Origin of the sequence: Dactylosporangium sp. McL0621 (genome assembly GCF_049995355.1) — a bacterium.
In the GTDB taxonomy this organism is placed as follows: domain Bacteria; phylum Actinomycetota; class Actinomycetes; order Mycobacteriales; family Micromonosporaceae; genus Dactylosporangium.
This window is the reverse complement of the sequence record NZ_CP188259.1, coordinates 11,714,792-11,727,396: the sequence shown is the minus strand read 5'-3', so window position 1 is coordinate 11,727,396 and position 12,605 is coordinate 11,714,792. Positions and strand designations below refer to the sequence as shown.

The following is a 12,605-nucleotide window of genomic DNA, read 5'->3' as shown; positions in this document are numbered from 1 at the left end:
TCAGCCGTCCAGGACGGCGCTGATCCAGGCTGACACGTCGGCCGGAGCGACCGTCCGGTCGGACGCCTCGTACAGCCGGCGGACGAGCCGCGGACGGCCCACCGGGTCGCTGCGGCGGCTGGCGACGCACAGGCCGACCCAGGCCTCCGGGGCGCCGCCGTCGATCGCCGAGCGGAATTCGTGCGCGGCCCGGTCGGCCTGCCCGTCCACGTGTGCGGCGACGGCGTCGACCAGCCGTGGATCGGCACGCGCGGGCGCGTCACCGGTCACGATCGATCGAATGAGTGCCGCCACCATCGGCTCCGCGGCCCCTGCGGCGGACTCGGTCCGGACGGCGCCGGGAGCCTGGGTCCACGCCGCCGGCAGCCAGGACGGCCGGGGCGCTCTCGCCAGCCGGCTCAGGTCACGGTCGGCGGACGCCTCGTCGTGGGTGAGGTCCCAGCGCACCTGGTACGCGTACGCCACATCGTCAGCGGCGTGCTCGATGTGAGCCGGGACCGGCTCGGCCACCCAGTCCAGCAGGGTGCGGTACAACGGCTCGACGAACTGCCGGCCACAGGCCGTCAGCTCGTCCGAGTCGAGCAGCGTCTGCACGGCGTGCAGGGTCAACCGCCGCCACAATGCGAATTCGAAATGCGCAGAGCGGTCACCGTCCGCACCGCGCCGCCGGCGCCAGAATTCACACACGCCGAAGTGTGCATAGGTGCCGTGCAGCAATGCGGAAATAGGTCGCGGATCGGGACGCCAGGGCGCGAAATACAACCGCCGGTCAGTCGTGTGCAGGTCATACTGGTCCAGAATCGCTACCAGTTTCATGTGCATGAACTCATGAATGAGAGACAATGCCATGGCCTCGGCCGGCGTGTCGAGCGATACAGCCAGCGACCCGAACGCGCGGAATGCGGTGGCGCCCTGGCTTTCGGCATCGTCGGAATGGGTGAGCGGCACCAGCGACGCGAGCGCGGTGCGCATGCCTTGGGCGTGGTCGGGGAAGTCCGTCGCGATGATGGACCACGCGGCCCGGCAGGTGTCACCGAACCGGGCCGCGGCCGCGTCGTCGAGCCGTTCCTGGGGAGGCCACGGATAGCAGTCGCGCTGGGCGTCGAGGTCCTCGACCGCGATGGCGTACCGGCCCTCCAGCTCGACCCGTCGCACCGGCATCCAATGCGCGCCGGCGCCGGTGAACGGCCGCGGCACATCGGCGTGGCCGTCCGTGCCGTGCAACGTGATCCGGTCGGCGGTGCCGGTGATCCGCACGAGGCCGGAGCCCAGGCCGGTGCCCGCGCCGAGGGTGGGCAGCACGACCGTCCCGTCGCCGGAACGGACGTCGACCGCGAACGTCATCCGGGCCCGCGCGGCGGCGGCGGCGGCGAGCGCGGACAGGTAGTCGGCGGCCTCGTCGAGGTCGCCCTTGGTCCGCAGCCAGTTGGACGCCCACTGATCGAGGTACGGGTGGCCGAGAACGGCCAGCGCGGCGCGGCCGTCCACGGACTCGGCCTCGGCGAGGAGATCGATCATCCGGTGAATGGTGTCGGCCGGGGCGTTGTTGGCGTTGCTCGTCTCGTGGCGAATGGCAGTAAGAAGAAATTTTCGCTTCAGCACCTGGCTCATGGCGAGTTTTTCTACCGCCGCACCGCTCCCACCGGTAGTCGTTAAGCTGGTGAATTCGGCCTGCGTCAGCGCAAGCCGTCCGAGCTTGGGCGTGTTGACACTCCGCACGGACGCTGAGCGTAATCGTGTGGAAGGCGGGCGCCAACGCGGCACGAGAAATTCGGTTACGCCTGTTTGGGAAGTTCACCCCGGGAGGGGACCGTATAGCACACAGTAAGTTCGGAACCACGCAGCGGCGAATGTCGCACGAATTGAGGCCGGGGCAACGCCGTCAGTAGCTGCGGACGAAGGTGGCGCCCGCGTCGGGGTCGACCAGAGAAGTGGTCGTCCACCGGTTGTCGCCGCAGGTGTACGGCTGGGGGTTGCTCGTCCCCGTCGGGTTGTTCTTCAGGACCTGTTTGTTGTCGACCATGACGGTCATCGTCATGGTGCCGGCCTTGGCGCTGAACAGGATCTGGTGGTTGGACGTCTTCAGGGTCTGGCGGTACTGGCCGCTGAACAGCAGCGTCACCGTGCGGCCGTCCGAGGACCTGCCCGTGTACGTGACCGACGAGTAGTCCGAGACGGAGTCGCCCTCGGCGGTGATCTCCTGCTGCACGCCGGAGCCGGTGACCTTGACCTTGCCGAGGGACTTGCCGTCCGGGGCGAGGTCGGTGAAGTCGAACGTCGACTTGTACTCCGACTGCTTCCAGTTGCCGACGAGGCACATGTCGATCGGGCCGGCCTGCGTTGCCGCGGCGCTCGTCGCTGTGGACGCGGCGGGGGCGGCGTTATCGGCGGGCTTCTTGTCGTCGGCCTGGCGCCGGATCGCGATCACCACCACGATGCCCACGGCCACCACGGCGAGGACCACGAGGCTGCCGATGAGGGCGAAGACCCGCGCGCTGCGTCGCGGGGACGGCGGGAGCGGGGGTGGCGGCTGGTACGGCCCGTAAGCCGGCTGGGGCGGTGCGGAAAAAGGCTGCGCGTAGGGCTGCGCCGAGTACGGCTGGGCCGAATATGGCTGCGCCGAGTACGGCTGGGCCGGATGGGGCTGGGCCTGATAGGGCTGGGCCGGATAGGGCTGGGCCGGATAGGGCTGGGCCGAGTACGGCTGCGCCTGGTCCGGGACCTGCTCGCCGCCGATCGGCGTGACGTCATAGGACTGGTAGGGCGGCGGCTGGCCCTCGTTGTTCCACTGCGTCATGGATGGATCTCCCCCGATATCATCCGATCAGGGGACAGGATGTCACAACGGGCGGCCGGGGTCGTTCGGGTGGGGTGACAACAGGGTGACCGTGTCGTGTCGCCAGGCGCGCAGCGGCATCGACGCCAGCGTCGTTTCCAGCTGATCGGCATCGTCCGCGCTGAACAGGCCCCCCGTGCGCCACTCGCCCGGTGCCAGCGGGGGCCGCCAGAGCCGCAGCAGGCTTCCCTGTGCCGCCAGTTCGGCCGCCCGTGCCGCCTCGCGCCGGCGCATGCCGGTGATCTCGTCGTCCGTCGTGCCGGCCGGGACCGTGGTGACCATGTCCACCAAGTACTCCAGCGGCCGATCATCCCGCACCGCGCGGGGCCGCCGGTATAGGATCTACGGGCTTCACAGTTATGGCATTCGATATTGTCGCCGTCGGCCGCGGGGGAATCTGCGTGTACGCCGCAATTGTCAGCGCCAGCAGTTCCGTTGTCGTGGCGGTTGTGGTGTTCGTGCTCAATCAGTGGAGTCATGCGCGGCGGGAGCATCGGCAGACCCGGCTCGCGATCGTCAGTGCGCAGATCCGCGATCTCTTCGGGCCGCTCAAGGTGGCCGTGGAGAGCAATGAAGAGGTCTGGCGGGCGTTGCGGGCGTCGAAGCTGCCCGACGGGTCGCTGCGTCGCGGCGCCGATCCCACGGATGGCGAACGGGCGACCTGGAGCAGCTGGTTCGAGGGGGCACTCATGCCTGAGAACCGTCGCATCCGGGATCTCATTCTCACGCACTCCGACCTGATTCCCGGCGACGATCTGCCCGATGTTCTCCGCGATTTCTGTGCCCACGTCGCCGCCTGTGAGGTGGCGCTCGCGCGGCAGGACGAACCCGAGGTGCTGATCGGTCATCCCGGGGCCGCCTTCGTCGAGTACGTTCGCAGCACTTTTGCCGACCTGAGGGCGAAGCAGGCCGCTCTACTCGACTCGATTGGATGACTGGCCAACCATGATGGCGGACGCAGTTCAGGGCGACGGGAAGACGGTCGCCATCGTGCACGGGCGGGACCGCCGGGCGTACGACGTGACGACCCGGCTGCTGGTTGCGCTGGGTCTGCGGCCGTACGCGTTCGAGGACGCCCTGGCGCGTACCCCGGAGCTTCCGACCACCATCGCCACGGTCCGGCAGCTCTTCGACGGGGTTCAGGCGGTGGTGGTCGTGCTCACCCCGGACGACCTGGCCATGACGCACACGAGTCTGGTGCTGCCGGCCGACAGTCTTCTGGACCGGCGGTACAGCGGTCAGCCGCGGCAGAACGTGCTCATCGAGGCGGGCATGGCGATCGCGGCGCTGCCGGGGCGGACGATTCTGGTGCGGGCGGGCAACATCCGCCGGGCCAGCGATCTCGATGGCGTGGCGATGGTCAACCTGGACCGCAGCGAACGGCCGATCGGGCGGCTCGTCGCCCTGCTGCGGCGTTCGGGCTGCGAGATCGCCGACCCGGTCAGCATCGACCAGGAGGTCCTCTCGGCCATCGCCCGGTTGCTGGACGAGGTCAAGGCCCGCGAGACCGAGCCGGTGTTCAGCGATCGCCCGGTCACCATTTTCGAGGCCGCGCGCAACTCCGGGCTCAAGGACGTCGAGACGCGGACCGAGGACAACGCGCTGCAGCTGCCGCCCGAGAAGTTCTACCAGAAGGCGCGGACCGAGCTGGCCATCACCGCAGTGTCGGCCTTTCACTCGTTCAGCCAGCACATGCGCCACATTCAGGGCGCGCTGGCCCGGGGCGTACGCGTGCGCTGCCTGATTCTCGATCCGGACAGCCCGGAGGTGAAACGGCTCTCGGACCGGGAGCGGCGGCCCATTCGCGACGACATCGTGGGGACCATCGGAACGCTGCGGCGGACGGGTCTCGATCGGGATCCGTTGTTCGAGGTGCGTTTCATGCCCTTCATGTACCCGTTCACGAGCGTCATGATCGACGGTGACCTGGAGGCCGCGCCGTCGTCGGACTTCGAGCGGCCGGACACCGATTTCGCGCCGCATGCGGAGATCCGGGTACAGCCGGCCGGATACTTCATCACGCAGCACGTCGGGCCGGTGCTGCAGTTCGTGGCGACCGACAAGGTCGGGCCGTTCCACCATTTCGCCACCGACGTGCGGCGGCAATGGGCCGGCGCCAAGCGGCTGGAAGAGCTCGAGGCCGGGCAGTGACGTTCGCCGGGGCCACCGTCGCCGCCTTTTACGGCCCGAAGAGCCCGCCCTTCGCGTCATTTCTGGCCGGGCTCCAGGGGCTCGCCGGTGACCTGCTCCCGGGTTTTGCGCCGCGGAGCATCGAGCAGATCCACGCGACGGTGCTCGGCCTGGAGTTTCCGATCAGGCCGACGACCCGGCAGGACGTGCGCGATGTCCTGGCGCACCTGCACGCGCAGCTCGGGGCGGCGCCGGTGCCGATACGGTTCGGCGGGTTCGGCCCGGGCGAGGCCGGCTTCCGGAGCCGCAACCGGACGCCGTACGAGCGGTCGTTCTCGGTGTCCCGCCGCCTGGCGGTGCTCATCGGATGGCCCGCGGACGCCGTTCAACGGCTGGCCGAGCTGCGGTACGACGCCGAGCGCTTCGGGTTCCGGCACCGGTACCACGGCCTGGGTCTCGATCCGGACCCCGACTGTTACCTGGTCATCGGCGAAGTGCCGCCGGAGGCCGGCGACGCCGGGCTGGAGGAAATGCGCTCGTACCTCTCCGCGCACCCGTTCACCGTGCCGCTGGGCGCCGCGGACGCGAGTGTCGTCCTCTACCGGTCGACGGAGCTGCCCCGGGCCACCAGCGTCGCCATTCCGCTCGCCGAGGCCGGCGAGCGGAACGACGGTACCGATGCGATTGCCGCAGTTGTCCGGGGCGACCGGCCGGACTAGGGGAGAACGGGCTGCGGCGCGGCCGGCGCCGGCACCATCGACCGGCGGCGGGTCGGCATGCCGAGCATCGGGTTGGCCACGCCCCACACGGCGCCCTTGCAGACCAGCTCCTTGTACACGGCGGCGGTCCGGCCGGTCAGGACCGCGGACTTGGCGCGGTCGTCGGCGGTGACGTACTGGATCAGGCCCTCCTTGCGGCCCAGCGAGATGCACTGGTTGAAGTACCGGATCGGCGCGTTCGGAAGCTTGCCCCCGGTGAGCCGCGCGGCGATCGCGTCCGCGGCCTGCCAGGCGGACGGGCTGCCCGACGCGCACGACATCCGCAGCGGCTTGCCGCCCGGGCCGATCGCCAGGGCGGAGTCGCCGATGGCGTACACGTCCGGGTGCGAGAGCGAGCGCATGTACCTGTCCACGGCAATCTGCCCCGTGTCCGAGACCTGGAGCGAGGTCGCCGCGGCGATCGGGTGCACCGCGAAACCGGCCGTCCACAGGGTCACGTCGGCGGCGATGTCCCGCCCGTCGGACGTGGCGATCCGGTCGGACCCGACGGCGTTGACCAGCGCGTGCTCGTACACCCGGATGTGCAGCCGGCCGATGACCTTGCGCAGGTGGTCACGGCCCTTGGGGGAGAGCCAGTCGCCGAGCTCTCCGCGGACGACGAGCGCGACGTCCAGGTCGGGCCGGGACTCGGCGATCTCGGTCGCGGCCTCGATGCCGGTGAGGCCGCCGCCGACGATCGCGACGGGGCGGCGGGCCTCGAGCCGGGCCAGGCGGTCGCGCAGCCGCAGCGCGCCGGGGCGGCTCGCGATCTCGTACGAGTGCTCGGCCGTGCCCGGCACGCCCTGCGCGTTCCAGCCGCTGCCGAGCGCGTAGACGAGGGTGTCGTACCCGAGCTCGCCGTCGCTGAGGCTGACGACCTTGCGTTCGGCGTCGACGGCGGTGACCTTCGCGATCCGCAGCTCGACGCCGGTGCCGGCGAACATCTCGCGCAGCGGCCGGGGCTTGAGGGTCTGGCCGGTCGCGAGCTGGTGGTTGCGAACCCGCTCCACGAAGTCGGGCTCGGCGTTGACGAGGGTGACGGTGGCGTCCTCGCGGCGGAGGCGCCGGGCCAGACGGCCGGCGGCGATGGCTCCGGAGTACCCGGCCCCGAGAACGACGATGCGGTGCGACATGGTGTGCTCCTGTCCTGCGCGGTTTTGCCCTTTGAGCCGGACAGCCCGCCGTTTCATGACAGCCACACGCTGTGAAGCACCTCACAGGGGCTCAGAAGGTGATCGTGGCCAGCGGCTCGCCGTGGTCGAGGGCGGCCCACTTCGCGGTGGCGCGCTCGAGCTTGTCGGGGTTCACCTGGTTCAGCAGCGCGGTGATGCCGTCCGCCGTCACCTCCAGGCACATGATCCCGACGACGCGCCCGTCCACGACCGCGACGACCGCCGGGTCGCCGTTGGCCGTCCAGGCGTACACCTCGGGCGAGCCCCCGACGGCGGCCCGCTTGCCGGCGCCGGGCTTGAACAGGCCCCAGATGAACTTCGCCACCGCCACGGCGCCCTGGAACGGCTTGGTCCGGGCCGGCACCTTGCCGCCGCCGTCGCCGATCGACACGGCGTCGGCGGTGAGCAGGCGCACCAGCGGCTCGGTCTGCCCGCTGGCCGCCGCGGCCAGGAACTCCTCCACGATCCGCCGGGCCGCGGCCGCGTCGACCGCGGTCCGGGTCTTGCCGTCGGCGACGTGCTGCTTGGCGCGGTGGAAGATCTGCTGGCTGGAGGCCTCGGACAGGTCGAGGATCTCGGCGATCTCGCGGTGCGGGTAGTCGAAGGCCTCGCGCAGGACGTACACGGCCCGCTCGTTGGGCGAGAGCCGCTCCATCAGGGTGAGCACCGCGAAGGAGACGGACTCGCGCTGCTCGGCGGTGTCGGCCGGGCCGAGCATGGAGTCGCCGGCCAGCAGCGGCTCGGGCAGCCACTGCCCGACATACGTCTCGCGCCGCGCCCGGGCGGACGTGAGCTGGTTGAGGCAGAGGTTCGTGAGCACCTTGGTCAGCCAGGCCTCGGGGACCTCGATCCGCTCGATGTCGGCGGCCTGCCAGCGCAGATAGGTCTCCTGCACGGCGTCTTCGGCCTCGCCGGCGGAGCCGAGCATCCGGTACGCGATGGCCTCCAGCCGCCCGCGGGCCGCCTCGAACCGTTCCACGTCCCCGATGGCCACGCTCATGGCCCGATGCTAACGCGCTCGTCCGGCGCTACAGGGACGGCGGCAGGCCGAAGCGGGCGAAGATCTTCGGGTCGATGAACGAGGTGATCTCGGCGATGCGGTCGCCGTGCAGGGTGAGGACGTTGAGGGCCCAGGCCTCGTGCGGGCCGTCCGGGGTGCGGCGCAGGTAGCTGGCGATCGCGGGCTGGGCGTTCGCGGCCGCGGCCAGGTTGCGCCAGCTGCCGCACGTGCTCAGCGGCATGCTCTCAGCGAAGTCGCGGACCGTCGGGAGCCCGCGGTACCAGGCCGGCAGCGGTGGCATCGACCACGTCACGTCGTCGGTGAGCAGGGCGACCAGGGCCGGGGCGTCGCCGTCCTCGAGCGCCGTGGCGAACGCGGTGACGATCTCGCGGACGCGCTCGTCGCCGATTCGGCGCAGGGTCGGCTGCTGGTGCCGCGGCGGTACCTTCTCGGCGAGCGTGCGCCGCGCGCGGGCGATGGCGGAGTTGACCGAGCCGGCCGTGGTCTCCATCATCGCGGCGATCTCGGCCGCGGCGAAGCCCAGCACCTCGAACAGCAGCAGGGCGGCGCGCTGGTTGCCGGGCAGGTGCTGCAGGGCCGCGACGAATGCGAGCTCGACGGTCTCGCGGCGCTCGTAGACGACGTCGGGGTAGGGCTCCAGCCACGCGACATCCGTGCGCGGCTGGACGCCGGCGGCGGGCGCCTCGGCGGCGGGGCCGAGGTCGATCGGCAGCGCGCGGCGGCCGCGGGCGGCGACGAGGTCGAGGCAGGTGCGGGTCGCCACGGTGAAAAGCCAGGAGCGCAAAGAACCGCGGCCTTGGTACCCGGACAAGCCCAGCCAGGCCCGCACGAGCGCGTCCTGCAGCGCGTCGTCGGCGTCGTGGACCGATCCGAGCATGCGGTAGCAGTGCGCGTGCAGCGCCCCACGCAGCGGCGTGACCAGGCGCGCGAAGGCGTCGTCGTCGCCCTTGCGCGCGCGGGCGAGGTCGTCGGCGAAATCGGGCTCGAGCAGCCGACGAGTCTGCGGCACTTCGTCAGTCTCCTTTCGTGAGAGAAGGAGGTCATCCACCATGCGACACGACACTCTGCGCGTCCCGGACGCCGCGCTGCACTACGAGCTGCGCGGCAGCGGACCGCTCCTGGTGCTGGTCGGCGCCCCGATGGGCACCCGGTTCTTCGCCGCGGCCGCCGACCTGCTCGCCGCCGACCATACCGTGCTCACCACCGATCCGCGGGGGATCGGCGCGAGCGTCCTCGATGTTCCCGAGTCCGGCTCGACCCCGCAGGCCCGCGCCGACGACCTGGCGCGCCTGATTGCGCACGTCGATGCGGGTCCGGCCGCCGTCTTCGGCTCCAGCGGCGGCGCGGTCACCGGCCTGGCCCTGGCCGAGCGCCACCCCGGCGTCGCACACACCGTGATCGCCCATGAGCCGCCGGTGACCGAGGTGCTCGAGGACCGCGAGGAGCGCCGGGCCGCGATCGAGGACATCATCGCCACCTACGAGTCGGGCGACCCGGCCGGCGCCTGGAAGAAGTTCATGGTCAACGCGAACATCCACGAGGGGCCGCCGGCGGGTCCGCCGCCGGACGCGCAGCAGATCGCGGACGAGCGCTTCTGGTTCCGCCACGAGATGCGCGGCACCACGGTCTTCCGGCCCGACATCGCCGCGCTGCGCTCCGGGCCGACGCGGGTCGTGGTCGCGCTGGGGGAGGACTCGGCGGGGCAGCTGCTCGACCGGACGTCGCACGCCCTGGCCGCGCTGCTCGGCACGGCGCCGGTGCCGTTCCCCGGCGGGCACATCGCCTTCGTGATGGACCCGCCGGGGTTCGCCGCGCGCCTGCGTGAGGTGTTGGCACTGTGAGGTGCTTGGACCTCAGCGGCCCATGAGCCGCTCGACCTCGGCCAGCTCGGTCTCGTTCAGCGGCCCGTGCTCGAGGGCGCCCGCGTTCTCCTCGACCTGGGCGACCGTGCGGCACCCCGGGATCGGGACCGTGCGCGGGTCGTAGGCCCACAGCCAGGCCAGCGCGCCCTGCGCGAGGGTGCGGCCGCCCGACGTCAGGATCTCGCGGATCGCGTCGATGCGCGTGAGGAACTCCGGCGTCGGGCGGCCGTCCTTGAAGTACGTCATCCACTCCGGGCTCAGCCCGCGCACGTCGTCGCGGGGCAGTTCCGAGGTGGCCGAGTAGCGCCCGCCGAGCAGCCCCATCGCGAGCGGCCCGCGGATGATGACGCCCAGGTCGTGCTCGGCCGCCACCGGCAGCACCGCGAACGAGCCGCGCAGGACCGACAGATCCGCCTGGATCGTGGCGCACCGGACCCCGGCGGCCGCGAAGGCGTCCGCGCGCTCGGGGAAGTCGGTGCTCCAGCCGTACGCGCGGATCAGGCCCTGGTCCACGAGGCCCTCGAGCACGGGGACGAGGTCGAGGGCCTCGGCGATCGGCAGCGCGTTGATGTGCAGCTGGTACAGGTCGATGTGGTCGGTGCCGAGCCTTCTGAGCGAGTCGCGGACCGAGCGCCCCACGTTCGCGGGCGTGCCGTCGTCGGGCCCGACCTGCCGGGTCTGCTCGTCGAAGGTGGCCCCGAACTTGGTGGCGATCACCACCTCGTCGCGGCGGCCTTCGAGCGCGCGGGCGAGGACCTTCTCGCTGTGCCCGGCCCCGTACACGTTTGCGGTGTCGAAGAACGTCACCCCGAGCTCGAGCGCGCGGCGGACCGCCCGCACCGACTCCTCGTCGTCGACCTCGCCCCACCCGAGCGGCTGCTCACCGGCCCAGAACGGCCCGCCGATCGCCCAGCACCCCATGCCGAGCGCGCTGACCTCGATGCCGCTGCGTCCCAGGAATCGCTTGTCCATGAGGAGGAGCCTGTCACCTGGAGCGCGCTCCAGGTCAACTCAGGCCGTGATGACGATCTTCCCCCGCGCGTGATGCCCCAGCATGTGCGCGACGGCGCTCGCCGCGTGGTCGAGGGGGTAGGCCTTGTCGACGACCACCCTGACCTTGCCGGTCCCGAGGAGCTCGAGCAGCGCGGTCAGGTTCTCGCGGTCGTACGCCGGCCTCACCAGCCGCACGTTGGCCATCAGCGCGGCCCGGGCGGTCCGGGGCAGGCCGGCCAGGAGGCCGCCGGTGTTGCCGATGCTGTTCGGCATGAGCACCCCGCCCGGGGCCAGGAGCCGCGCGGTGGCCTTGGGCGGGTGGTTCAGGACGTTGTCGAGGACGGCGTCGAACCGCGGCCCGCTCCGGGTGAAGTCCTCGCTCGTGTAGTCGACGACGTGGTCCGCCCCGAGCGAGCGGACCAGTTCGGCGTTGCCGGGCCCGCACACGGCGGTGACCTCCGCGCCGAGCGCCTTGGCGATCTGTACCGCCATCGTCCCGACGCCGCCCGAGGCGCCGTTGACCAGGACGCGCGTGCCGGCGCTCACGTGGGCCACGTCCCGCATGGCGGCCAAGGCGGTGAGCCCGGCCATCACCGACGCCGCGGCGTCGGTGAACGTGAGCCCGGCCGGCTTCTTGACGAGCCGGGCGGCCGGTGCGGCGGCGTACTCGGCGAAGGTGCCCTGGGCGGACCCGAACACCTCGTCGCCGGGGGCCAGGCCGGCGACCCCGGCGCCGACGGCCTCCACCACCCCGGCGACGTCGCTGCCCCGGATCCGGCGCCGCGGGCGGCGCGGCCCGGCGCCGAGGCGCAGGATGGACGGCTCGCCGGCGACGGTGGCCCAGTCCGGGGTGTTGACGCTGGTGGCCCGCACCCGGACCAGGACCTCGTCGGGGCCGATCGCCGGCACGTCGATCTCTTCGATGCGGAGCACCCGCTCGGGGGCTCCGTAGCCGGTTTGGACGATGGCGCGCATGTCAGTATCCTTACGCGGTAAGGCCTGTGCGTACGCTGTAAGGGTAGGCCGTACGGTGTAAGGGCGTCAAGGGAGGGCGACGTGAAGATCTCCGCGCTGGGCGACCCCGGCCCCGAACGCCGCACGCAGCTGACCCGGGCGCGGGTGATGGAGGCCGCGATCGAGCTCGCCGACCGGGACGGCCTCGAGTCGATAAGCATGCGGAAGCTCGCCCAGGAGCTGGGCGTGGAGGCGATGTCGCTCTACACGCACGTACGCAACAAGAAGGACCTCCTCGACGGCATGACGGACGCCGTGCTCGGCCAGATCCCGACGGGGGTCGACGGCGCCGGCTGGAAGGCGTCGCTGCGGCAGCTGGTGCTCGCCGCGCGCGGCGTCATGCTGCGCCATCCGTGGGCGCCCGGCGCGGTACAGCAGCAGAGTGCCCCCGGCCCCGCCGCGCTGACCTACGTCGACACGGTGCTCGGCATCCTCCGCGAGGGCGGCTTCTCGGTCGCGCAGACGCATCACGCCCTGCACCTGCTCGGCAGCCGCCTGCTCGGGTTCACGCAGGACGTGTTCGACGACTCCGGGGACCTCGCCCCGGAGGCGGTCGCCGGCCTTGTCCGCCAGCTCGGCGCCAGCCATCCCTACGTCGTGGAGATGGCCGTCGCGGTCACCCACGAGGGCGCCCTCGGCGGCTGCGACGACGGCGCCGAGTTCGCCTTCACGCTCGACTTCATTCTCGACGGCCTGAGCCGGCTGCAAGGAGGACCGGCCGGGTCATGACGCTCAGCACCGGCGCCGGCTGGACACTCATCACCTTCGTCTTCCTCGCCGTCGCGCCGGCCGCGAGTCTCTGGGCCGGGCGCAGCCGGG

13 protein-coding genes are annotated in these 12,605 nt (G+C 71.6%); 5 read left to right on the top strand and 8 right to left on the bottom strand.

Annotated elements, in window-relative coordinates; translation table 11 throughout:
• From ACPPVO_RS55665 to ACPPVO_RS55655, 3 genes are all read right to left on the bottom strand, one after another.
• On the bottom strand, positions 1–1,719 hold the full coding sequence (locus ACPPVO_RS55665) for an aKG-HExxH-type peptide beta-hydroxylase (protein WP_426507724.1): 1,719 nt from the start codon (positions 1,717–1,719) through the stop codon (positions 1–3).
• A gap of 163 nt (positions 1,720–1,882) precedes the next feature.
• A complete protein-coding gene (locus tag ACPPVO_RS55660; protein WP_426507722.1) occupies positions 1,883–2,797 on the bottom strand; it encodes a hypothetical protein in 915 nt (304 codons plus the stop codon).
• A gap of 42 nt (positions 2,798–2,839) precedes the next feature.
• On the bottom strand, positions 2,840–3,118 hold the full coding sequence (locus tag ACPPVO_RS55655) for a muconolactone Delta-isomerase family protein (protein WP_426514884.1): 279 nt from the start codon (positions 3,116–3,118) through the stop codon (positions 2,840–2,842).
• A gap of 77 nt (positions 3,119–3,195) precedes the next feature.
• Between ACPPVO_RS55655 and ACPPVO_RS55650 the strand changes: the two genes are divergently transcribed.
• From ACPPVO_RS55650 to ACPPVO_RS55640, 3 genes are read left to right on the top strand one after another with little or no spacing between them, the layout of a single operon-like run.
• Positions 3,196–3,771, top strand: coding sequence for a hypothetical protein (locus ACPPVO_RS55650; protein ID WP_426507721.1), 576 nt, complete (start codon positions 3,196–3,198; stop codon positions 3,769–3,771).
• Between the two features lie 10 nt (positions 3,772–3,781).
• Positions 3,782–4,987 carry a TIR domain-containing protein gene (locus tag ACPPVO_RS55645; RefSeq protein WP_426507719.1) on the top strand — a complete coding sequence of 402 codons (1,206 nt, stop codon included), beginning with the start codon at positions 3,782–3,784 and terminating at the stop codon, positions 4,985–4,987.
• A complete protein-coding gene (locus ACPPVO_RS55640) occupies positions 4,984–5,685 on the top strand; it encodes a hypothetical protein (RefSeq protein WP_426507718.1) in 702 nt (233 codons plus the stop codon). The genes ACPPVO_RS55645 and ACPPVO_RS55640 overlap by 4 nt, the downstream gene beginning before the upstream one ends.
• On the opposite strand, the gene ACPPVO_RS55635 is transcribed toward ACPPVO_RS55640, so the two are convergent.
• From ACPPVO_RS55635 to ACPPVO_RS55625, 3 genes are all read right to left on the bottom strand, one after another.
• A complete protein-coding gene (locus ACPPVO_RS55635; protein WP_426507716.1) occupies positions 5,682–6,857 on the bottom strand; it encodes an NAD(P)/FAD-dependent oxidoreductase in 1,176 nt (391 codons plus the stop codon). The genes ACPPVO_RS55640 and ACPPVO_RS55635 overlap by 4 nt on opposite strands.
• Positions 6,858–6,948: 91 nt before the next feature.
• Positions 6,949–7,896 (bottom strand): RNA polymerase sigma-70 factor, encoded by a 948-nt coding sequence (locus tag ACPPVO_RS55630; protein ID WP_426507714.1) that lies wholly within the window; start codon positions 7,894–7,896, stop codon positions 6,949–6,951.
• Between the two features lie 28 nt (positions 7,897–7,924).
• Positions 7,925–8,926: an RNA polymerase subunit sigma-70 gene (locus tag ACPPVO_RS55625; RefSeq protein WP_426507712.1), complete on the bottom strand. Its 1,002-nt coding sequence runs from the start codon at positions 8,924–8,926 to the stop codon at positions 7,925–7,927.
• Between the two features lie 40 nt (positions 8,927–8,966).
• On the opposite strand from ACPPVO_RS55625, the gene ACPPVO_RS55620 reads away from it, so the two are divergent.
• Positions 8,967–9,758 carry an alpha/beta fold hydrolase gene (locus tag ACPPVO_RS55620; RefSeq protein ID WP_426507710.1) on the top strand — a complete coding sequence of 264 codons (792 nt, stop codon included), beginning with the start codon at positions 8,967–8,969 and terminating at the stop codon, positions 9,756–9,758.
• Positions 9,759–9,770: 12 nt separating this feature from the next.
• Here the strand turns inward: ACPPVO_RS55620 and ACPPVO_RS55615 are convergent, their stop codons facing one another.
• The gene (locus ACPPVO_RS55615; protein ID WP_426507709.1) at positions 9,771–10,751 is read right to left on the bottom strand and encodes an aldo/keto reductase; all 981 of its coding nucleotides are present in this window, start codon (positions 10,749–10,751) and stop codon (positions 9,771–9,773) included.
• 39 nt (positions 10,752–10,790) lie between these two features.
• On the bottom strand, positions 10,791–11,747 hold the full coding sequence (locus tag ACPPVO_RS55610) for an NAD(P)-dependent alcohol dehydrogenase (protein WP_426507707.1): 957 nt from the start codon (positions 11,745–11,747) through the stop codon (positions 10,791–10,793).
• An 81-nt stretch (positions 11,748–11,828) separates the two neighbouring features.
• Here ACPPVO_RS55610 and ACPPVO_RS55605 point away from each other — a divergent pair, with 81 nt between their 5' ends.
• Positions 11,829–12,515, top strand: coding sequence for a TetR/AcrR family transcriptional regulator C-terminal domain-containing protein (locus ACPPVO_RS55605; RefSeq protein WP_426507706.1), 687 nt, complete (start codon positions 11,829–11,831; stop codon positions 12,513–12,515).
• The last annotated feature ends 90 nt before the right edge of the window (positions 12,516–12,605 follow it).

Excerpts from the sequence above, each read along its gene's own strand:
- ACPPVO_RS55660 (WP_426507722.1), bottom strand. The coding sequence starts at position 2,797 with ATGACGCAGTGGAACAACGAGGGCCAGCCGCCGCCCTACCAGTCCTAT.
- ACPPVO_RS55655 (WP_426514884.1), bottom strand. The coding sequence starts at position 3,118 with ATGGTCACCACGGTCCCGGCCGGCACGACGGACGACGAGATCACCGGC.
- ACPPVO_RS55610 (WP_426507707.1), bottom strand. The coding sequence starts at position 11,747 with ATGCGCGCCATCGTCCAAACCGGCTACGGAGCCCCCGAGCGGGTGCTC.
- ACPPVO_RS55630 (WP_426507714.1), bottom strand. The coding sequence starts at position 7,896 with ATGAGCGTGGCCATCGGGGACGTGGAACGGTTCGAGGCGGCCCGCGGG.
- ACPPVO_RS55635 (WP_426507716.1), bottom strand. The coding sequence starts at position 6,857 with ATGTCGCACCGCATCGTCGTTCTCGGGGCCGGGTACTCCGGAGCCATC.
- ACPPVO_RS55615 (WP_426507709.1), bottom strand. The coding sequence starts at position 10,751 with ATGGACAAGCGATTCCTGGGACGCAGCGGCATCGAGGTCAGCGCGCTC.
- ACPPVO_RS55650 (WP_426507721.1), top strand. The coding sequence starts at position 3,196 with ATGGCATTCGATATTGTCGCCGTCGGCCGCGGGGGAATCTGCGTGTAC.
- ACPPVO_RS55620 (WP_426507710.1), top strand. The coding sequence starts at position 8,967 with ATGCGACACGACACTCTGCGCGTCCCGGACGCCGCGCTGCACTACGAG.
- ACPPVO_RS55645 (WP_426507719.1), top strand. The coding sequence starts at position 3,782 with ATGATGGCGGACGCAGTTCAGGGCGACGGGAAGACGGTCGCCATCGTG.